15 protein-coding genes and 7 pseudogenes are annotated in these 19,261 nt (G+C 56.8%); 8 read left to right on the forward strand and 14 right to left on the reverse strand.

Annotation, left to right across the window (positions count from 1 at the left end; genetic code table 11):
* Nucleotide 1: 1 nt before the first annotated feature.
* The 7 genes and pseudogenes from LOKVESSMR4R_RS16040 to LOKVESSMR4R_RS20495 form a co-directional block, all read right to left on the reverse strand.
* Nucleotides 2-982, reverse strand: coding sequence for an amidohydrolase family protein (locus LOKVESSMR4R_RS16040; RefSeq protein ID WP_087210612.1), 981 nt, complete (start codon nucleotides 980-982; stop codon nucleotides 2-4).
* 118 nt (nucleotides 983-1,100) lie between these two features.
* Nucleotides 1,101-1,721 (reverse strand): isochorismatase family protein, encoded by a 621-nt coding sequence (locus LOKVESSMR4R_RS16045; RefSeq protein ID WP_087210615.1) that lies wholly within the window; start codon nucleotides 1,719-1,721, stop codon nucleotides 1,101-1,103.
* Nucleotides 1,722-1,737: 16 nt separating this feature from the next.
* Complete coding sequence (locus LOKVESSMR4R_RS16050; protein ID WP_087210618.1) at nucleotides 1,738-2,769, reverse strand: leucyl aminopeptidase; 1,032 nt, start codon at nucleotides 2,767-2,769, stop codon at nucleotides 1,738-1,740.
* A 17-nt stretch (nucleotides 2,770-2,786) separates the two neighbouring features.
* Nucleotides 2,787-3,575 (reverse strand): alpha/beta fold hydrolase, encoded by a 789-nt coding sequence (locus LOKVESSMR4R_RS16055; RefSeq protein WP_087210621.1) that lies wholly within the window; start codon nucleotides 3,573-3,575, stop codon nucleotides 2,787-2,789.
* 11 nt (nucleotides 3,576-3,586) lie between these two features.
* Nucleotides 3,587-4,288 carry an Asp/Glu racemase gene (locus LOKVESSMR4R_RS16060; RefSeq protein ID WP_110280944.1) on the reverse strand — a complete coding sequence of 234 codons (702 nt, stop codon included), beginning with the start codon at nucleotides 4,286-4,288 and terminating at the stop codon, nucleotides 3,587-3,589.
* 142 nt (nucleotides 4,289-4,430) lie between these two features.
* Nucleotides 4,431-5,132, reverse strand: coding sequence for a TetR/AcrR family transcriptional regulator (locus LOKVESSMR4R_RS16065; protein ID WP_237331821.1), 702 nt, complete (start codon nucleotides 5,130-5,132; stop codon nucleotides 4,431-4,433).
* A 207-nt stretch (nucleotides 5,133-5,339) separates the two neighbouring features.
* Nucleotides 5,340-6,045: pseudogene (locus LOKVESSMR4R_RS20495) on the reverse strand (integrase core domain-containing protein); the annotation flags it as partial.
* Nucleotides 6,046-6,510: 465 nt separating this feature from the next.
* Between LOKVESSMR4R_RS20495 and LOKVESSMR4R_RS16090 the strand changes: the two are divergent.
* Complete coding sequence (locus tag LOKVESSMR4R_RS16090) at nucleotides 6,511-7,515, forward strand: tyrosine-type recombinase/integrase (protein ID WP_087210634.1); 1,005 nt, start codon at nucleotides 6,511-6,513, stop codon at nucleotides 7,513-7,515.
* An 85-nt stretch (nucleotides 7,516-7,600) separates the two neighbouring features.
* Nucleotides 7,601-8,371, forward strand: a pseudogene (locus LOKVESSMR4R_RS16095) (IS110 family transposase); the annotation flags it as partial.
* A 236-nt stretch (nucleotides 8,372-8,607) separates the two neighbouring features.
* Here the strand turns inward: LOKVESSMR4R_RS16095 and LOKVESSMR4R_RS20290 are convergent.
* Nucleotides 8,608-8,724 (reverse strand): annotated as a pseudogene (locus LOKVESSMR4R_RS20290) (transposase); the annotation flags it as partial.
* 711 nt (nucleotides 8,725-9,435) lie between these two features.
* Between LOKVESSMR4R_RS20290 and LOKVESSMR4R_RS16105 the strand changes: the two are divergent.
* A complete protein-coding gene (locus LOKVESSMR4R_RS16105; RefSeq protein WP_110280949.1) occupies nucleotides 9,436-9,750 on the forward strand; it encodes a transposase in 315 nt (104 codons plus the stop codon).
* Between the two features lie 50 nt (nucleotides 9,751-9,800).
* Nucleotides 9,801-10,195, forward strand: a pseudogene (locus tag LOKVESSMR4R_RS16110) (transposase); the annotation flags it as partial.
* Here the strand turns inward: LOKVESSMR4R_RS16110 and LOKVESSMR4R_RS16115 are convergent.
* A pseudogene (locus tag LOKVESSMR4R_RS16115) lies at nucleotides 10,188-11,110 on the reverse strand (IS256 family transposase); the annotation flags it as partial. The pseudogenes LOKVESSMR4R_RS16110 and LOKVESSMR4R_RS16115 sit on opposite strands and share 8 nt — an antisense overlap.
* A 68-nt stretch (nucleotides 11,111-11,178) precedes the next feature.
* Between LOKVESSMR4R_RS16115 and tnpA the strand changes: the two are divergent.
* The 3 genes and pseudogenes from tnpA to tnpC all read left to right on the forward strand — a co-directional run.
* A complete protein-coding gene (gene tnpA / locus LOKVESSMR4R_RS16120; protein ID WP_087210644.1) occupies nucleotides 11,179-11,640 on the forward strand; it encodes an IS66-like element accessory protein TnpA in 462 nt (153 codons plus the stop codon).
* Complete coding sequence (tnpB, locus tag LOKVESSMR4R_RS16125) at nucleotides 11,637-11,990, forward strand: IS66 family insertion sequence element accessory protein TnpB (RefSeq protein WP_110280951.1); 354 nt, start codon at nucleotides 11,637-11,639, stop codon at nucleotides 11,988-11,990. Before tnpA ends, tnpB begins: the two co-directional genes overlap by 4 nt.
* Nucleotides 11,991-12,054: 64 nt before the next feature.
* Nucleotides 12,055-13,533: pseudogene (tnpC, locus tag LOKVESSMR4R_RS16130) on the forward strand (IS66 family transposase); the annotation flags it as partial.
* 28 nt (nucleotides 13,534-13,561) lie between these two features.
* On the opposite strand, the gene LOKVESSMR4R_RS16135 reads toward tnpC, so the two are convergent.
* Together LOKVESSMR4R_RS16135 and LOKVESSMR4R_RS16140 are read right to left on the reverse strand one after the other, a co-directional pair.
* The gene (locus tag LOKVESSMR4R_RS16135; RefSeq protein ID WP_087210651.1) at nucleotides 13,562-15,634 is read right to left on the reverse strand and encodes a recombinase family protein; all 2,073 of its coding nucleotides are present in this window, start codon (nucleotides 15,632-15,634) and stop codon (nucleotides 13,562-13,564) included.
* Complete coding sequence (locus tag LOKVESSMR4R_RS16140) at nucleotides 15,615-15,800, reverse strand: hypothetical protein (protein ID WP_110280953.1); 186 nt, start codon at nucleotides 15,798-15,800, stop codon at nucleotides 15,615-15,617. Before LOKVESSMR4R_RS16140 ends, LOKVESSMR4R_RS16135 begins: the two co-directional genes overlap by 20 nt.
* Nucleotides 15,801-16,100: 300 nt before the next feature.
* Here LOKVESSMR4R_RS16140 and LOKVESSMR4R_RS16145 point away from each other — a divergent pair.
* A pseudogene (locus LOKVESSMR4R_RS16145) lies at nucleotides 16,101-16,289 on the forward strand (transposase domain-containing protein); the annotation flags it as partial.
* Between the two features lie 421 nt (nucleotides 16,290-16,710).
* Here the strand turns inward: LOKVESSMR4R_RS16145 and LOKVESSMR4R_RS20500 are convergent.
* The 3 genes from LOKVESSMR4R_RS20500 to LOKVESSMR4R_RS16155 are packed head-to-tail and all read right to left on the reverse strand — an operon-like array spanning nucleotide 16,711 to nucleotide 18,943.
* Nucleotides 16,711-16,878: a hypothetical protein gene (locus LOKVESSMR4R_RS20500; RefSeq protein WP_204248688.1), complete on the reverse strand. Its 168-nt coding sequence runs from the start codon at nucleotides 16,876-16,878 to the stop codon at nucleotides 16,711-16,713.
* The gene (locus LOKVESSMR4R_RS16150; protein WP_087210658.1) at nucleotides 16,875-18,005 is read right to left on the reverse strand and encodes a YeeE/YedE family protein; all 1,131 of its coding nucleotides are present in this window, start codon (nucleotides 18,003-18,005) and stop codon (nucleotides 16,875-16,877) included. The genes LOKVESSMR4R_RS20500 and LOKVESSMR4R_RS16150 overlap by 4 nt, the downstream gene beginning before the upstream one ends.
* A 20-nt stretch (nucleotides 18,006-18,025) precedes the next feature.
* Complete coding sequence (locus LOKVESSMR4R_RS16155) at nucleotides 18,026-18,943, reverse strand: sulfurtransferase (RefSeq protein WP_420645892.1); 918 nt, start codon at nucleotides 18,941-18,943, stop codon at nucleotides 18,026-18,028.
* Nucleotides 18,944-19,261 lie beyond the last annotated feature (318 nt).

Genomic DNA, 19,261 nt, shown 5'->3' on the forward strand with positions numbered 1-19,261 from the left:
ATTACACCCCGTTCATTTCGGCCAAAGTCGGCATACCAAAAAGGCGTGCTGCATTATCATGGCAAATTTTTCTGCGTGTTGCCTCTTCGATCGGCGCGGTTTCTATGAAATCCACCGCAAGACCGGTGTCCTCATATGGATAATCCACAGAGAACATGACCGCATCCGCGCCCATTTCGCCAATCGCGCCAAGGATTGACGGATGTGAACAAACGCCCGATGTGGTGATCAATATATTGGAGCCGAAATATGCCGATGGCGCACGGTCAAGCGATACACCCATCGGATAGGCGCCAAAGCGGCTATCATACCGCCAACGCAAAAACGGCAGCGCTTCACCCATATGGCCAAGGACAAGTTTAACGTCCGGAAAGCGGTCAAAAACTCCTCCGAAGAGTATACGCAAAGCGTGCGAGCCTGTCTCAACGCCCCACCCCCATGTTGCGCCCTGTAGCACTGGCATACCGCCAAGAACATGCGGCGTGACGTAAGCATTTGATGGGTGAAGGTAGAATGGCACGCCAAGTCTTTCAACCTCGGCCCAAAACGGGTCGTAGTCTGTCCCTTCGTAATAGGTGCCATGCGTGTGACTATTAACAAGGCACCCTTGCAATCCAAGTTCGTTCACAGCGCGGTTAAGTTCTTTTGCAGCAGCCTCGGGATCGTGCATCGGCAAGGTCGCAAGCCCACCCAAACGATCAGGTCGTTTTGAGATTTTTTCAGCAATAAAGTCATTGGCACCCATCGCCGCATTGACTGCATTTTCTATGGCTTCACCCTGTGTTCCGGGCCCCGTCAGCGACATAATCGAACGAGTAATTCCACCGCGATCCATCAATTCGATACGTTCACCATCAAAATCGCCAAGACGGCGCATCAGGATTTCAGCCTGATCCTGCGGAATCAATTTCAGAAAAGCCTCTGAATGCTTCTCAAATCCCGGCGCCATAAAATGCTCTTCAAACGTTATCTTGGGTGTCATGGGAATCTCCTGTTAAAGACTATATGAAGTATACTTCCTTTATAAGTCGAAGCAACTGCACCGTGTTCTAATCAAAGGTCGCATACCGGTCATTTTCTAAATACTGGCGCCCTACGGATCAAAGCCCGTTAAGATAGGACAGCACGTCAGCTGATTGGATAACGTCTCCGTATTTCTGATCGATGTCATACAATGCAGCTTCATGTGGCGGTGCGGCACGGTCTGCACAAGCATCTGCCACGACAAGGACATTGAACCCGCTTTGAACAGCATCCACAGCCGACGCCCGGACACATCCCGAAGTCGTCGCACCTGTTAGGATCGTGGTATCAATACCGACGCCCGCCAAATGCGCTGCTAGGTTGGTGCCAAAAAACGCCGAAGCCCCTTTTTTGACCACCACCGCATCATCAGGCAACCGGTGTAACCGCGCGTCAATCTCGACAAGGTGGCTACCTTCGACCAGCGCTTTCATGCCCTGCGCTTTCCGAAGCCAAGCAAGGGTATCCACCTCGGCAGTGTTGAATGCAATAACGGAGAAAATCACCGGAACCGACTTTTCGCGCGCAACCGCAATCAGGCTGTTTGTGACGACAATCTGCGCGTCGGCATCAGACGCCGTGGGATAGCGCGGATCGGTAAAACCATAGCTGAAATCAATAACGACCAACGCTGGCTTAGAACCACGTTGAACACGCACCCCGAAACCTGCGTCTTCATAAACTTTTTTCTGGCTCATGTTACCCTGCCCGACCCTAGCACCGCTCCATCTGCATTTCCTTCACCACAAGATCACCGTCAATTACGATCGGCTCGTCATCAAGAAACAGAGAACAATTGCGCATCGGAATGTCGAGGTGACATGCCGTGTCGTTAGACCCGCCCAACTCATTATTCGGACCGGTCGAAAACATCACGTTGCCGTAGAAACTGCGCGGCTCCATTCCCATGCCACCGGGAAATTCACCTGGCGTCATGCGATGCCATTTCGCATCGGGGTTCATGCCCCATCCTACATGGCTCATGCCCTTGCCGCGCTCGTCGTTAAACCCGTCCATGTAAGATTGTACAAGCTGGCAATCCAGCCCACCCCTCATGTCAGTGATGAACCCTTTTTCGATGGTATAGGTGATCGGGTCGCGGACATACATGTTTTGCGGCAACAACACATCACCCGGTGCGACAACAATCTGGCCGTCAACACCGTCATCATCTCCGCCCGTAAACACAAAACCCGAAGGCCAGTGATCCCAACGGCCCGCCTCGTCGGTACAGGCGTATTCCGCAACAGTCGGATAGGTATTCAGCTTGTAGGTCACATCAGTGCCATGCGGCGATGTAATGCGCATCACCTTGGCTTTCGTCAGATATTCAGCACCGATTTCGACCTTCTCGCGCAGTTCCTTGGATGGCAACATCCGCGCCAGAAGCTCGGGCGGCTCAACCGCCGTAAGTATCCGCGTGCCTGCGTCCTGAATGGCGAACTGTTCCGGCGAAAACAGAAGGAACACGCAATCAATCAACATATCACATGCCTTTAGCGCGTCCACCGCGTCAGGCATGGCGGCAAGGCCGGTTACGCCGACATTCCAGCCGCCGATCGCAGATGGCGCCGGAAGGCGCATATGATACATCGACGCCCCAAGTTGTGCGCCCGCAGCCATAAACGCATTGGCATAATCCAGCCGTTCGTTGCCCTGGGTCAGCACAATAAGTTTTTCGCCTTCATGTACGCCAGACATCTTCAACTGATGCAGGCAAATCTGTGTAAAACTCTCTTGATCCATATCGAAAATCCTCTTTTCTACGCGTCTTCGCTGAAATTCATAACGGCGTCCAAAAATCCCTCAAGGTTGTCCCAAGGGATCATATGGCCCGCGTCTTGCACAACTTTCACCTCGATGTGCGGGGCAAGGCTTTGTATTTCGGTAATGTCGTCTTCGCCAATCACCGGCGCATTACCAGCTTTCAGCAGACGCATCGGCAATTTGATATGCGGCAGGTCGGCATGAATATCGTCGGTGTGAAAACCGTCATACGCTGTCTTGATTGCATCAAGCTGGCAGGTGTGAAGCCATTCCGCCCGCAACCCGACCTGATCATTAGTCCACGTCGGACAGAAAGCCCGCATTTCTTCGGCAGAACAGCCTTTAGTCGCGGCAATAATCGAATCTTCATACCACTGCCATTTAGCAGGATATGCGCGCCTACTAGGTCCGCTGACCGGAGGATCTACAAGGATTAGACCTGACATCGCGTCGCTATTCTTGCGCGCAGCACGAATTGCATTTCGTGCCCCCATTGAGTGCCCAAGGATGACCGGCCTGTCCATATCGCCAGCATCAATAACGCCAAGCGCATCCTCTGCCATTGCATCAAGTGAATAATTAAGATCACCAGCCTGACTTAGACCACGACCCCGCACGTCAAGCACATGAACATCAAACTTTTCGGCCAGCCGCTCTGCGACAAAACCCCATGTAATCGCAGGCGATGTAATTCCGGGAATAAGCAGCATCTGGGGGCCTTCACCTGCATAATGCAACAGGTGTTGGCGGATACCGTTTGCGTGAAGATTATATCCACGTGCCATGTTACGATCCTTTAATATTTGCCCGAAAGCAGCGCGCCACCACCGGGTACCAACGTATCCAGATCAAGCGCCTTCAGCATCGCCCATGTCGTCGCAATCGCCGCCGTTACAACGGGCTTACCGGTCGCCGCTTCAGCCTCGGGAACCGCACGCAGCGATGGCATTTGCACGCAAGCCGACAACACAACGGCATCAACATCACTAGTGTCCATGCCAGCAACAATACCTGGCAGGTTCATCGGATCATGCGCGGCAACTGCAAGATTGTCCTGAATTTCCAGCGCCTTCCACGTTGTGACTTCGATGCCTTCAGCGCGGATGTATTCAACAACCATTTCGGTCAGCGGCTTCATATAGGGTGCGACTACAGCGACCTTTTTGGCCCCCATTGCGTGCAGCCCATCGACGAGTGCGCCCGCAGACGTGATGACAGGCGCCTCGGCCGCATTGTCCTTTGTTACCTGACCCAGACGCTCTGCAGATTTACGGTGATATCCGTGGCCCATCGACATGATTGCAACCAGACAGGCGTAACCCAATACATCGACGCGCGCGTCGCTCAGTTCGAGCGCACAACGGTCACTGTCACCGTCCATAGCCTTCAATTCTTCTTCTGTGACTTTTTTCATACGCATACGACTGGAATGGAATGTGAATGTTTCGGGGTGGACCTGTCCACGCGCACGCAAAAGCGCCGGAATTTCTGTTTCCATCGTTACGTTGGAACTAGGGACAATCTGTCCTACGCGATAACTTCTCATGATCATTCTCCAATATGGACGTTAATCGTGTATTAATTCAAACTTCGATTAATAACAAGCCAACATTTTCCTACAGCAGTTTGTCTTTCGTGGTTCAAAGCAATGGGGTGTTCTCAGGCGCGGTCATTCCCGCGCTCAGGAAAATCACAAGATTATCGAGTACTTCGGTCTTGTCCACTTTACCAAGCTGGTTGTCCGTCAGGTCATTCAGCCGGTCCACGTCATTCAGCATGAACAAATATGCACCAATCAAAAACGCCATACGCAATCCAACGGTAGGTTTGGAAAGCTCAGGAAGGGCGTCAGAAATGGCACTGATGTAACGTTTGGCAGATTGGTCGTAAACCTCGCGGCGCAATCGCAACGCATGCTCTTCCGGTTCAGCATGTAAACGGGCTTGCAGCTTGACAAATGCCGCGCCGGACTCGCTGCTATATTTCATATCCCATTGGGGCGTAAGGTAGGCACGCACAAGCTCTTCGACCGATGGAGCGGCCGGCTGTGCAAGCAATGCGTCAAGCAGCTCTTCACGGCGCCGCCCGATATGTTTTCCACGACGCAGAAACACCTGATCAAAAAGATGTTGCTTGGATTGAAAATAATAGTTAATCAAGGCCTGATTGACATTTGACTTGCTTGCGATGTCACGCATACGGCTTCCGTTATAGCCGTGTTCAGAGAAAACCTGTTCCGCACTATCCAGAATGGCGACCCGTAGATCTTTATCACCCGCAGGGCGTCCCGGACGCCGCTGCTTTGATTTCGGTTTGCTGGAATCAATATTTCTGGTCATCATCTATTGATGCCCCGCGATAAAGAGTTTGTCGAGTTCCAACTCCGGATCATTGCTTCGATGAAAGCGACTCTTGATTCCGGTCTAATCGGCCAGCTCACGTAACGATGAGGGAGGGTAGATCATGTGGTTTTCATATTCTTCGGTTTCGGTTTGGGCAAGGGCGCCGGGAACGGAGTCCCCAAATTGCTCAAGCGCCTGGCGCGCTTCTGCGGGTGTTTTGTTGCCGAGCGACGAGTGCGGCCTGACGTAGTTATAGTCGTATCGCCATAGGGCCAGCTTGCCCCTTCGATCGTCCAGACTGCCAAACAACTCCTCGATCAGGAGTTCATCGCGCAGGCTGCCATTGAAGCTTTCGATGAAGGCGTTGGGGCTTGCCCGGGTCGATGTAGTGCTAGTCGACATTGTTTTCGTTGGCTTATTTCAGGATCGACGAGCTGGTGAACTCCGTCCTTACCCGAATAGCGCCGGGCTTACCGCGCCACTCGATGATGCGGCTCAGGCTGCAAATGACCCGTTCTGCGGGCAATGAGAAGTCCACCTCGATCCCCAGCCCTTCTCGGTTGAAGTCGTCCAGCACATTCAGCAGCCGAAAGGTACGGCCGTCGCCGAGGCGATCCGCCATGAAGGCCATCGACCAGGTCACATTGGGCGCGTCTGGCACCGCCAGGACATCAGGCTTCTCCCGTTTCAGCCGCTTTCAGGGCTTGTTCCGCAGGTTGAGTTCCAGCTCGCAATAGATTCGATAGAAGCGTTTGTGGTTCCAAGGATGCCCCTTGACGTTGCGCAGATGCCGGAAACACAGGCCAAATCCCCATGCCTTTCGCGCATCGGTCAGCCCGGTCAGCAGATCGGCGATCACCTCGTTCTCGGCCTTCAGCCTCAGGCTGTAACGGTAACAAGTCTCACTGACCCCAACAGGAGGCATCAGTCTCTCCCTACGTTGAAAGCGCGGCGCATCGCGCTGCGGGGGACCAGCCCGAGACCCTCTGGGCGCGAGCTATGCGGGCGCGCCGCAGCATCCATGTTCCGCTCTGTTCTGGCACGAGCAGGGCCGCACTCGCCGTTACACACCGGAAATTGTCACCTGGCTGCTTGTTGACGTCATTCGGCGCGCCGGGTTGAAGCCTCTGCAAGGGCGCACCGGGCCACGCGTTCATGATCTGCGCCACTCGATGGTCGTGAACCGTATTCTGCAGTGGTACCAAACGGGCATCAATCCACACGATAGACTGCCGTTCCTCGCGACTTACCTCGGGCATCGGGATATCAACTCCACCCTGGTCTACATCACCGTCACGCAGGATCTGCTGCATCTCGCCAACGAGCGGTTCAGGGCCGTGGGCGCACCATGCCTCAATCTTGGGTGGGAGGTGAGGTCATGAGCAAGACCAACCCGTTCCCGAACCTGATGCGCGCGTTCTTCTACGAATGGCTTGTTGAGCAGCGTAACGCGTCCATCCATACGGTCCGATCCTACCGCGACACCTGGCGGCTGTTCCTGCGGTTCGTTGCGCAGCGCGCGGAAAAGAAGGTTGCGATGATCACGCTGACCGATCTGACTGCCAGCGAAGTTGCTGCGTTCCTGAGGCACACTGAACACGAGCGCGGAGGTACGATCGGCACGCGCAACTGCCGGCTTGCCGCGATCCGCAGCTTCTTCAACTTCGTGGCGACGAGAGAACCCGCATCAATCGCTCAATGCGTGGAAATCCTCAACATCCCGGTCAAGCGTGCGCCGATATCCGAACCCTGTTATATGGAACCGGCGGAAGTGGCAGCAATCCTTGCCCAGCCAGATCGCTCGACCGTTGAGGGCCTGCGCGATCACGCGCTGCTCTCGTTCCTTTACAACAGCGGGGCGCGAATACAGGAAGCGCTCGATCTGTGCCCAGAGATGATCCGCTTCGATAGTCCAGGTTGCGTGCGCCTGACAGGCAAGGGCCGCAAGGAACGCATCTGCCCGCTCTGGCCGGAAACTGTGATGCTGTTGAAAAAGCTGCTGGAGCGAAAACCACGAGCACCGAACCAGCGGCTGTTCATGAACCGTTATGGCGAACCGCTCAGCGCCTCGGGCGTCCGGTTCAAACTTGCGGGCTATGTGAAAGCGGCGGCCGGAATCGAGCCATCGTTGCACAACAAGCATGTGACGCCGCACAGCTTCCGCCACGCTACCGCCGTCCACCTCGTCTCGGCCGGTGTCGACGTCACGGTCATTCGCAGCTGGCTTGGGCATGTGAGCCTCGACACCACCAACCATTACGCGAAGGCGAACCTGGAAACGAAGCGAAAGGCACTGGAACAGGTCAGTCCTCTGGCAACAGCGGTTCATCCGCCATCATGGAAGCGGGATGCAAGCCTGCTCGCCTGGCTCGATACGCTCTGAAATAATGCGGAGGAATGTGGGACGAAAACGCTGACAATCAGCCACGCTGCGCACGTTCCTCCGCATTATGGCCACCTGATGATAAGTCAAGCATCAAAAGAACGATCTAACCGATGCCGAGGCCATCTGTACCGCCTTGATGCGTCCGAACATGAAGTTCGTGCCGACCAAGTCAGAAGAACAACAGGATATTCGGGCCCTGCATCGGGCGCGCCGCCGCCTCGTCAATCACAGGACCGCACTCGTGAGCCAAATGCGGGGCCTGCTGTTGGACCGCGGCATACCAATCACTTTATCGAGCGGACGGGCACATCGGGCCATCCCAGAGATACTTGAGAACAAGACGAACGGGCTGAGTGCAATGAGCCGAGAGGTCATTGGCGATTTGTTCGATTTCTTGGGACAGATTGATGCTCAGATCACAACCTTCGACCGCCGCATTGATGCAGTGTTCAAGTCTAATGAGGATTGCCGCCTGATCGCACGCATCTGCGGTGTCGGCCCAAAGACGGCGACAGCTGTTGTTTCAGCTGTGGGCGATGGCCGTGAGTTCAAGAACGGCCGACATCTGGCCGCATGGATTGGGCTGGTTCCACGGCAGCACTCAAGCGGCGACAAGAGGCTACTCATGGGGATCAGCAAACGTGGAGACAGACATCTCCGAAACCTTCTGATCCATGGTGCCCGATCAGTAGTCCGTGTAGCGCAGCGAAAGACAGACCCCTTCAGTCAATGGGTCAACAGCCTTCGCGAACGACGCGGTATTAACCGCGCTATCGTCGCCGCGGCCAACAAAAGCGCCCGGATCATCTGGGCCATGCTAAACAGAAAAGAACAGTTCCGCGTCCACGCTTAAGCGCGCAACAAGGATTGCAAGAAGATCATGAAATGAACCGACGGGCAAACTCCGGTGTGTGAGGAACCTGGCTTTTATAATGGCCTGCTGAGGCCGACCATTTGTTGAGGCTCACCACGCGGAATTCCCATTTGGGCGCACCATCGAAGGGTGACGCCGGATAGATGTTTGCAACCTGGGACCTGGCGGCGGAACAGATCAGCGAAAATCTTGCAAAGGGAGAGACATCCATAGATGTAAAACGACGCCTCGCTCATCCCATGCCCGCGGCACAGCTCAGAAACTGGCACACCGCTTTCGGCTTGCCGCAGGATCACGATGATCTGCGTCTCAGTGTATCTGCTTGTCTTCATTCGAAATCTCCTCGTTCATTTTGCCGAGAAAATTATACTCTTGCAGCCCCTTAATTTTCGGGGGAGATGACCGAAGCCCACGACGAATAGATGCTGGGCCTTGATGCGATCGCCCCTCCCGTCTATCAACGAGCCCTGTCGCTGCTGGGCGACGATCGCCATTGTCGGGTTGATTCATATTGTAGATTCTACAATTAACCCCCAAATGACTATGGCGATCAGGGCTACAGCAAAAAAGATTTCGATCGGCCTTGGTCACACTGGAGGTGGCTGATGCCGGCCCAGATAGGCCTTTTTCAAAGTGAGCGAAGAAATGAAAAGGAAGCCAGAAAGACGAGAAGTGATTATAGTATGGTTAGTCGTCGCGGGATTAACCCTAGGTGTAGTGTTTTGGGCGTATCTAACTGATAATATCACTTAGTAACGTAAGCGTCAGCGAGTTTGAACTGGCAATATTGCGAACGCGGATGCTGGACGCTGCCCGTGCGAAGGCCAGACGCAGCGAACTACGCTACACCCCGCCGATAGGCTACCTTTGGGACTGGGACGCCGGTATCATGTTCGATCCAGACATGCGGATTTAGGAAGCGATAGGCGCGATATTCACCCGCTTCCAGGAACTGGGCGTGAGCGTTTTCTGTCCCCCACCTTCCCGCCTTCAGTGTGACCTGCGATGTCGCGCCTGACGGAGATTGATGCGGGAGTTTCGCGATGGCGACTACGGGTGAGTTACTCAGGGACTATGGAGTAGAGATACGGGGGAATGGTCAGCGTCGCTGGCCTGATAAGGTCAAGCCGCTGATTGTTGCCGAGACGTTGATGCCGGGTGCGACGGTGAATGCGGTTGCTGCACGTTATGGGCTTCGGGCAAACCATCTGTCAGAATGGCGCAGTCGGGCACGTGACGGCAGATTGGTTTTGCCTGCGAGTGATGACGACGGCTTTAGTTTCACATCGATCGTGGTGTTGGAGGATGGCGGCGGTGATTCAGAGAAGTGGCTGCGCAAATCTGAACAGCTGGGATAAGTGGATTTTCCGCGCAACAGCAGCATGATGCTGCAAGCGAGCAGAAGACTATGACAAGACGACCGCGCCGGAATCACAGTCCGGCATTCAAGGCAAAAGTGGCCGTGGCCGCGATCAAGGGCGAGAAGACGCTGATCGAGCTGGCACAAGATTTCGACGTTCATCCGAACCAGATCAAGCAGTGGCGCGATCAGCTGCTTGAGGGTGCGACTGGTGTTTTTGGGGACGCCGCGAAGGCCGAACCAGAACAGGTGATCGACGTGAAGACCCTGCATGCGAAGATCGGAGAGCTGACGCTGGAGAATGATTTTTTGTCCGGCGCGCTCGGCAAGGCGGGTCTGTTGCCGAGCGCAAAAAAATGATCGATCCCACAGCCAAGCTGAGCGTCAGCCGTCAGGCGATCATGCTGGGGATCAACCGGGGCAGTGTCTATTACACGCCTCGGCATCCACGCGGGTTTCGGCCTGCCAAATATCGTTAAGGTAACCTTTGGCTTTGGCCTGAACGGACTTCGGCATCGCGTTCAGAACATTGCCGGTCTCTTGTGGAACCAGCAGCGCTGCTCTTTCGTCGCGCCAAAGACCTCGCGCAGAGCATTCCAGAAGCCCAGGGCACCATCGCCAATGGCCAGGTCAGGCGCGTGGGTGAGTCCGCGTCGTTGCAAAACAAGGAGCAATTCGCGCCAGCTTTGGGTGCTTTCACGATAGCCGTCAGCCAAGCCGATGATCTCTTTGCGGCCCCACTCATCTGCCCCGATCAGCACCAGAACGCATTGTTTTTTCTCGGCCATTCGGGGTCGGAAATAGACGCCATCCGCCCAGATGTAAACGAACCGCCGCGCGCTCAGATCGCGCCGTTGCCAACGGTCATACTCATCCCACCAGTCAGCCTTGAGCCGCGATATCGTGGTCGAGGACAGCCCTGCGGCATTGGTACCAAGCAACGCCGCGAGCGCTTCGTGAAAGTCGCCAGTGGAAAGGCCTTTGAGGTAGAGCCAGGGCACCAGCTCTTCGATGGATTTGGCTTTACGCAGGTAGGGCGGCAGGATTGTCGAGCTGAACCGAACTTTCTCGGCGGCTGCTCCCCAGTCCCTCACGCGGGGCACCTTGACTGGCACCGCGCCAACCCCTGTCATCACCTCGCGCTCAGGCAGGTGACCATGGCGCACCAGCCGCGCGCGGCCATCATCCGTTTTGTCGGATGCATAGGCCTCCAGCAGAACAGCGAGTTCGGCCTCGACGGCTTGCTCAATCAATCGCTGTGCGCCAGACCGTAAAAGTGCTGTCAAAGGAACAGGTGAAAATCCCTGTGGATCGAGCAGTTGGGTAACGGTATTTGGTATGCGGCGGCCCCGCCCCATTGATTTGGCCTGTTCCAGACGCGTGAGGTGCCTGCGAGAAGGTCTGCGTTAGCAGATCGGGGTTGCGCATGGCGGACGGTGGCGATGGATTTATGGGGCGGTGCGAGGTTGTCGAGCCGCGACGGCGGGGCAAGCGGCGTTGGCCTGATGAGGTGAAGGCGCGGATTGTCGCCGAAAGCCTTCAGCCGGGCGCGCGGGTCTGCGATGTGGCGGCGCGCTATGATATTCTGCCCCATCATTTGTCAGATTGGCGCCGCCATGCCCGGCAGGGTCGGCTGGCCATGCCGGGTGAGCTGATTGATGCGTTGAACGGATCGCCAGTGCCGGAGGCGGCGGAGCCTGCCTTTGTGCCGCTGTCCATTCTGCCTGAGCCCATGGATCAGCCGGTATCTTCCACGACCGAGGCCGCGCAGGACGGCATCGGCGTGATGACGATTGAGGTCGGGTCCGATCTGCGCTTGTGCATTCCCGGTGATGTTACGGTGGAGCGCGCGGCGGCGCTGGTGCGGGCGCTGCGGGGTGCATCGTGATTGTCGCCGGTCAACGGCTGCCGATCGTGATCGCGACGAAGCCTGTGGATTTCCGCTGTGGACATAACGCTCTGGCGCTGATTGTGCAGACGGAGCTGAAGCTCGACCCGCATTCCGGGGTGACGGTGGTCTTTCGCTCAAAACGCGGGGACAGGCTGAAGATCCTTGTGTGGGATGGCAGCGGAATGGTGCTGACCTACAAAGTCCTGGAGCAAGGCAGCTTCGCCTGGCCGAAGGTTCAGGACGGGGTCATGCGGCTGTCCCGGGCGCAATTCGAAGCGCTGTTCGAAGGTCTGGACTGGCGGCGGGTGGTGGCGCAACGGGTGCTGGCACCGACTGCGGCAGGATGACTCAGGCAGCTGTTTTTGACGTTGTTTTATTGGTCTTTCTGTCCCGGTTCGGGTAGAAATGCGTATGTCGCAGCCCTTCGATCTCAGCCAGTTTCCAGACCTGCCGCCCGAGGTGGTGAAGGCCTTTGCAGCTGTTCAGTTCGAGCTTTCGGTCGAGCGCGCTGCGCGCCAGCATGAGCAGTCTGTGGTTGCCGAGAAAGAGGCCTTCATCGCAGAGCTTGAGGTGCTGATCGAGAAGCTGGAAGGCCAGGTTCAGGACTACCGGCGCACCAAGTTCGGGCCGAAATCCGAGAAGCTGGACTCCGCCCAGTTGGAATTGGCGTTGGAAGATCTGGAAACCGCCATCGCCGAGACACAGGCGCAGATTGCGGCTGTCGAAGACAGGATCGCAGCCAGTGAACCCGACACCGAGAAGCGCAAACCGCGTGCGTGCCGTAAGGCCCGGGCACTGCCGGAAAGCCTGCCGCGCGCCCTACGGGTGGTCGAGCCCGAAAGTATCGCATGCCCCTGCGGCTGCGGGGACATGGTCAAGATTGGCGAAGACCGGACCGAGCGGCTGGATTACATCCCGGCGCGCTACCAGGTGATCGTCACGATCCGCCCGAAATACGCCTGCCCCAAGGGGCGCGCAGGCGTGGTGCAAGCCAAGGCGCCTGCGCATCTGCTGGAGGGCAGCTGGCCCACCGAGGCGTTGCTGGCACAAGTCGCCGTGTCCAAGCATTCCGAGCACATGCCGCTGAACAGGCAGGCCATGGTCATGGCGCGGCATGGGGTGCCGATCGACCGATCCGTGTTGGCCGACTGGATGGGCCGCACCGGTTCCCTGATCGCACCTGTCGTTGACCACATGGCCCAGCGTCTGATGGCCGAGAGCACGCGGCTTTACGTCGATGAAACCACCGCCCCGGTTCTCGACCCGGGGCGTGGAAAGACCAAGACCGGCTATTTGTGGGCCGTGTTACGCGATGATCGCGGTTGGGGTGGGACTGCGCCGCCGGGTGTGGTGTTCCATTATCGTCCCGGGCGGAAAGGCGCGTATGCCGCCGAAATCCTCGACGGCTTCAACGGCACGATCCAGGTCGATGCCTATGGTGGCTATACCCATCTGGCCACATCCAAGCGCACAGGTGGCGATCCGCTGCAGCTGGCTTTCTGCTGGGCGCACGGCAGGCGCAAGCTAATCAAGGCCAAACCCAAGAAGGGATCACCCATCGTCGACGAGGCGCTCTTGCGCATCGCGGCGCTCTACAAGGTCGAGGACGCCATTCGTGGCAGCGATCCCGATCACCGCCAAGCGGTCAGACAAGAGCTGTCCCGCCCGTTGGTCGATGAGTTCTTCGCATGGCTGGCCGCCCAGGCCGCCCGCGTCTCGCGCAAATCTGACCTCGGCGAGGCCATGGCCTATATGCTCAGGCGCCAGGATGGCTTCCAGCTGTTCCTCAACGACGGGCGCGTCGACATCGATTCCAACCTTGTCGAAAACGCCATTCGCAGCCCGGCCATGAACCGCCGCAACGCATTGTTTGCGGGCCATGACGAGGGTGCTTCATACTACACATCTGCATATGCCTTTATAATTGCATGGTTATTTGATTGGGATCGCGAGACGCCGGGCGTCTGGCGCGGCGTGCGTCAGCGGCTTGGCGCACGCTGTCTTTCTGAACCTCGTCCTGCCTGATGATCCATGGGGCGCCTTTACAGGTCTGAATGGCGACAAGTTCTCCAGTTTTGATCAATCGACGCACCGTCGACGGGCTGACATTCAAGATTGTCGCCGCTTCGTCCAGAGTGAGTTCGCCACGTTCCTGACGTTCGCCTTCGCGATAGACCGGAATGTTATGGTTGCGGCGTACACTGCAGATACGGCTTCGGTTCCAAGTGAGGCCTTTCCCAGTAACCTTGCCTGCGCGGTTCAATATCGATGCTATGTGCTCATCGTGCATCTGACGGGCCAGAGTGCGGATCAGGTCCAGCGTGTCACCGGCAATTACCCACCGTGTGTGACCCGCCTTGTTCTTCTTGATACTCAGACGCGTATGATCCCCACCTTGCCAATGAATGATCAAAGGCAGGCTGTCTTCGGTCATATCGACGATGATCTCTCGGATCATGAGCCGCAATATCCGCTTTCGGGTCTCGGGTGTGACGCCGGGACTGTCCCAAGCCTGCCCTAGATCTGCACCCAAGCTCATCAATCGATCGCGATCTGGCACAGAGGCACTGGGCTGTGGTTCAGTCTGGAGCCTTTCGATGTCGATTTCCAAATTGTACACCTGACGAAGTTTGTCGTTCCAACGCCGCTCCAGCTCGTCAGCGACCAGCCGGTTGTCCGGGTCGACCGCATCATACTGGCGCTGAGTCCGTTTTGCTTCAAACCGAGCCTGTTGCAGCGCGTTTTCCACCTGCTGCAACGTCTCGTGCCGCTTCTCTACCTGCGCTGACGCCGCAGACAGAGCCGCCTCGATCCCAAGGGGCTGCAGACGGTCCAGAACTTCGGCCGAAACCGCACGGTCAATACGCATGCCACCAAACGCGATGCAGTTGGCCCGTGCTTTGCTTCCAAAAGTTCCATGGCACACGTAGCGCTGCGTGTTGCCGCCTTTGCCGCTATAGGCCACCCGCAAACGTCGACCGCAGCGCGCGCAGCGCAACAACCCGGGCAACAGCGCCTCACCTTTGCGGATTGCTCCGCGCGCGCCAAAACCGCTTCGATTGGCGTTATGCGCGATCACGCTTTGCGTCTTCTCGAAGGCTTCCCAAGAAATGTAGCCGGTGTGGTGGTCACGGATCAAAACATCCCAGTCGTTCCAATTGCGCCGAAAGCTTTCACGGGTCTGGCGTTTTTGTCCATCCTTGATGACGGCCTTGCTGCCCCGACGCCCGAATGCATAGGTCCCGGCATAGACCGGATTGGTCAGCATGTGATGCAGCGTTGTGTAAACAGGCAGTGTCCAGGTAATACGCTGTGCTCCACCGCCATAAATCGCGCGCGGCAACATGACCTCCTCATCCCGGAACCACAAAAGAACCTGGCGGATCGACTGCAGTTCAGAGAATTTCCGGAACACCAGTGCAATGGCGTCCCGAACACGGCGGTCGGGGTCCATTTCGATGCGATTGTCATCGGTCTTGACGTAGCCGACGGCTACAGTTGTCAGCAATTCACCCCGGCGGGCCTTTTGCTTGATGGCTTCAGCCGAGCGCTGCCGGAAGACCGACACTTCCATCTCGCTCATGGTGCCTTTCATGCCTAGCAGCAGGCGGTCATTGATCAGACGTGGGTCGTATAAGCCGTCTTCGTCTACGATCAGCGTCCCCACCACAGCGCAAAATTCCAGTAAGCTGTGCCAATCGCGCCCGTTGCGGGCCAAGCGCGAAGCTTCAAGCGAAAATACAGCGCCGACCCGGCCTTCACAGATCGCAGCAAGAAGCTTTTGAAATCCCGGGCGCTCGGTGCCCCCGCCTCCCGATTTGCCAAGATCTTCGTCAATGATCTCAACCGCTTCCCATCCCAGTTGCCGCGCCCGCTCAGCCAGCCCATATTGTCGACGTTGGCTCTCTAGGTTGTTGACCACCTGATACGTGGAAGACTGCCTGTAGATATAGGCGCTGCGGCCCAGATGCTCAGCCGTGATCTTGTTCATTGTCGCCCTCCTTTCCGGTCTGACACGGATTGGATAGATGTGGCGCGTTCACTGCTTCCTGCAGCAGCTCCTGAAGAAGCATCATGGCCATCTGGCGATCGACTGGGCTCCAATGAACCGTTGGCGTCAGATAGGCAAACAGATCGGGTTGATTGGCGTGTGGCATCGACATCTCCTGTGCTGACCAATTCGTCCTCACGGGAGTGTAAGACCTGATCCAACAACGCGCGAAGGTCGCGCAACCGTTCAAGCGGTAGGGTTGGAGTATCGACAGGCTTGATAGATCCGGCCTCAGGTGTGATCATCCAAGCCGGAAGATGAAATGCCCCACCATGATCTTGGCGGATCAAAAGATGATTACAAAAGTCGTGCTCAACTGATCCTGTAATCTCGACCGTTTGGCCGCAAAGCGGGTGAAACGGATACGTGACAACCGCGTCAAAACCCAGACTCCCGGCATCATAACGCTGCTTCCGACGAGGGTGGCCGCAATTGGGCCCGCTTCGCCAGCCTCATCGGCACATGCAAGATGAACGGCGTCGAACCATATGCCTACATGCGCGATCTCTTCACCAAGCGGGCCAACGGCCACCTCGCCCGCGACATCGACGCCCTGATGCCATGGGCCTATGCCCAGCAAGCCAAGGGCTCATAAGGACCTCGTCTCGTAGTCCCTGACGAGCTACCGACCGCCCTCCGCATCAACCAGCCACAACAACGTGCAACCGATAAATCAATGGGGCGGGGCCGCCGCATACGGTATTTGTCGTCATGTGGCATATCCTTTTCTCAGATGAGAATTGCGGCGCGTGAACAACGCCATGATATGCCTCAGGGGCCATCACCAACTTTTAGCTATATCTCACCTGCGCGCCGTAGGGGGACTGTTGATTTGTTGACGTGGCGTTGACGTAAACGTGCAAAAGCCCGATGGTACTATGATACCACCGTCTTAAGCGTTTGATTTATTTGTTTATTTTGGTTGCGGGAGTAGGATTTGAACCTACGACCTTCAGGTTATGAGCCTCACCGCCATGGCTGTGAATTATCAGGTTGTCCCCGACCACATTCATCGATCATTGCGCCGGCATTGCCGCACAATGTGCCCCGGTCGCTGCCTGACCCGATCCCAGCGCAAAAGCGGCAGGGGCGGCATAGGGATTGAGCGTCGCCGTTGCCAGATCGAACAGCGCCAGCCCTGCCAACAACAGCAAGGCAAGGCCCAGTGTCAGTTTGCGGGTCATGGCTTGGGCTCCAGCCCGAGCGCTGGGCGCAACCGGACACCGATCATCGCCCCCAGGAAGGCCATCACGAACCAGGCCCAACCATGCAGGCTACCGGTCGAAATCCCTGAAAAGAAGGCACCGACATTGCAGCCAAAGGCCAGCCGCGACGAATACCCCATCAGAAATCCGGCAGCAATCACGGCCAACCAAGCCCGTGCCGGAAGGCGCGGCAATCGGGCTGACAATCCGCCAACGCGCCAGACAGCCACGATTGCGGCACCGCCGATGATCCCGATATTTGTCAGCGATGTGACATCGGTAAAGATGCTTTGGCCCAAGCGCAGGGCATTGGCATCAGCCATCCAAAAGGCTGATCCGGACAAGTCTGCCCCGAGCGCGACAGCCCCCTTTGCCGCCCAAAGCCCGAGGCCGTAAACGACCCCCCAAGGCTGTCCTGCGATCACCAGATTGCCAATTGCAAGTAGCGCGATGGCACAAGCCGCCAGCCAGAGGCGGGCTGGCAGCTTTCGACTACCTGGTGCTGCGATCAAAAGCAGCACCAGCGCGAGTGCGGCCAGCAATGCCAGGGTCACGCCAAGCCCGGTTGCCCCCGACAGAACCAAAGGCTGCAATGTGCCAAGATCGGTCCACCAGATCAGGTGGAAAGCCCCGGCAAAGCTGCCAATGGCAAAAAACGGCAACGCGAGCAGCCCGACAGGGTTGCCGGACCCCGCATTGACCAACGTCCCCGACCCACAGCCCAGAACGACTTGCATCGCGATACCAAACACGAAAGCGCCACCCAACATAGCCCAGCCAATCGGCGCATGAGCGCCAACCAGCACACCATCCTGAGACGACAGCAACGGGATCGCCACCACGGCAACGATCCCGATTGCCAACAATTGTGCCAGAACGCCCGTGACGTCGCGGCGCAAGATGAGTGCGCGCCAGGGTCCGGCGAAACCGAACCGGAACCCTTCAAGCACGATGCCAAAGCCAAGTCCGACCAACAAAAGCATGCCAAACCGTAACCCTGCAGCCAGCGCCACGATCAGCACCACGGCAAGGGCCAAGCCGATCAGCGCGCTGCGGCGCAGATAGGGCGTCTTGTTGAAAGTCGAGCTCGTATCCGCCAATGACATCCGCTGATCCTTAGCTTTGTTTACCGGAATTGGTTCAACAAATTACGGAAAACACCTGGCACATTCGCCATCTCATAGCCGCCTTGCGAATAGCCGACCATGGATTCAGGATAAAGCTTCACATTCTCGATGCCTGCAAGCTCTGACAAGGCAAACCAGTTCGTCGCCGCCCAATGGCCGGTATTGCAGAATGACACCAGTTCTTCTGCACCCGTCAAACCCTGATCAGTGGCCAGCTGACGTGCCGCATCGGCATTCACGATGCTGGGACCGCCGGAAAACCAGTTGGAATGCTCGAAATAGCGCGATTGCGGCAAAGTGCCGGGACGTGCGGCTGATGGATGGGCAGCGTTACCCTCCCAGAAACTTTTTGGTCGGGCATCCAACAGCAACGCGCTCCCCGTATCAACCAAGGCCACAACCTCGTCTGTCGTTGCCAGCCATTGATCCGAAAACACCAGATCAAAATTTGATTGAAGAGGCTCTGTGACCTCGTTGCTAGTTGGAAGATTTTCACTGTTCCAAGCAATCTGGCCACCATTCAGGATAGCAAGTTCGCTGACACCAGACGATTTCAAAGTCCAGTAGACCCTTGCCGCAGCACCAAAGTCGGTTTCGTCCGTGCCTTGATGCACGACGACGACAGGGCGATCAGCTGTAATGCCGAGCGATTGCAAGGTTGCCTCGAGCGCATCTTGTTGCGGCAGCGCACCGGGGTTTTCAGCCGGTCCGCGAAACAGCGCATAAGGACCGCTGATCGCACCGGGAATATGTGCCTCGCGATAGGCATCGCCGCGGATGTCCAGAATGATGATGTCATCGTTTTCAAGCTCCGCATGAAGCTGTGCGGGCGAGATTAATGGGCCAAAATCTGCTTGCGCCAGCACAGGCGACGCAAAGGCCAAGGTAGCAGCAGCAACAAGGATCGAACGGATCATGCTAAACTCCTTCATTTAAATGAGATTGATGAGGGTGATATCGTCGTTTGACTGGGACAGCACAAGGCCAGTGCCGGGCAATGACGATGGATACGGACCCGCGTTTTCCTTTTGAGGCAAGTTAAAGAAATATCGCGTCTGATCGGGTGGATTTGCGGAACATGAGTTCCCCCATCTCCCGATATTCAGACTGGTTATTGGTTGTCAGCAACAACTGCCCTCACAATAGCGGGGCGTTTTATAGAGAATTGAACCAAGTGCCAGATGGCGGTAGGTGGTTTGAACCGCCTCGGGTTTACCGGAGGGCAAAACTCTCAG

The organism is Yoonia vestfoldensis (assembly GCF_002158905.1).
Taxonomy (GTDB): domain Bacteria; phylum Pseudomonadota; class Alphaproteobacteria; order Rhodobacterales; family Rhodobacteraceae; genus Yoonia; species Yoonia vestfoldensis_B.

Bases quoted from the DNA above. Each gene is read 5' to 3' on its own strand.
- LOKVESSMR4R_RS16040 (WP_087210612.1), bottom strand. From the start codon at position 982: ATGACACCCAAGATAACGTTTGAAGAGCATTTTATGGCGCCGGGATTT.
- LOKVESSMR4R_RS16045 (WP_087210615.1), bottom strand. From the start codon at position 1,721: ATGAGCCAGAAAAAAGTTTATGAAGACGCAGGTTTCGGGGTGCGTGTT.
- LOKVESSMR4R_RS16050 (WP_087210618.1), bottom strand. From the start codon at position 2,769: ATGGATCAAGAGAGTTTTACACAGATTTGCCTGCATCAGTTGAAGATG.
- LOKVESSMR4R_RS16055 (WP_087210621.1), bottom strand. From the start codon at position 3,575: ATGGCACGTGGATATAATCTTCACGCAAACGGTATCCGCCAACACCTG.
- LOKVESSMR4R_RS16060 (WP_110280944.1), bottom strand. From the start codon at position 4,288: ATGGAAACAGAAATTCCGGCGCTTTTGCGTGCGCGTGGACAGGTCCAC.
- LOKVESSMR4R_RS16065 (WP_237331821.1), bottom strand. From the start codon at position 5,132: ATGATGACCAGAAATATTGATTCCAGCAAACCGAAATCAAAGCAGCGG.
- LOKVESSMR4R_RS16090 (WP_087210634.1), top strand. From the start codon at position 6,511: ATGAGCAAGACCAACCCGTTCCCGAACCTGATGCGCGCGTTCTTCTAC.
- LOKVESSMR4R_RS16105 (WP_110280949.1), top strand. From the start codon at position 9,436: ATGGCGACTACGGGTGAGTTACTCAGGGACTATGGAGTAGAGATACGG.
- tnpA (WP_087210644.1), top strand. From the start codon at position 11,179: ATGGCGGACGGTGGCGATGGATTTATGGGGCGGTGCGAGGTTGTCGAG.
- LOKVESSMR4R_RS16135 (WP_087210651.1), bottom strand. From the start codon at position 15,634: ATGAACAAGATCACGGCTGAGCATCTGGGCCGCAGCGCCTATATCTAC.
- LOKVESSMR4R_RS16140 (WP_110280953.1), bottom strand. From the start codon at position 15,800: ATGCCACACGCCAATCAACCCGATCTGTTTGCCTATCTGACGCCAACG.
- LOKVESSMR4R_RS20500 (WP_204248688.1), bottom strand. From the start codon at position 16,878: ATGACCCGCAAACTGACACTGGGCCTTGCCTTGCTGTTGTTGGCAGGG.
- LOKVESSMR4R_RS16150 (WP_087210658.1), bottom strand. From the start codon at position 18,005: ATGTCATTGGCGGATACGAGCTCGACTTTCAACAAGACGCCCTATCTG.
- LOKVESSMR4R_RS16155 (WP_420645892.1), bottom strand. From the start codon at position 18,943: ATGATCCGTTCGATCCTTGTTGCTGCTGCTACCTTGGCCTTTGCGTCG.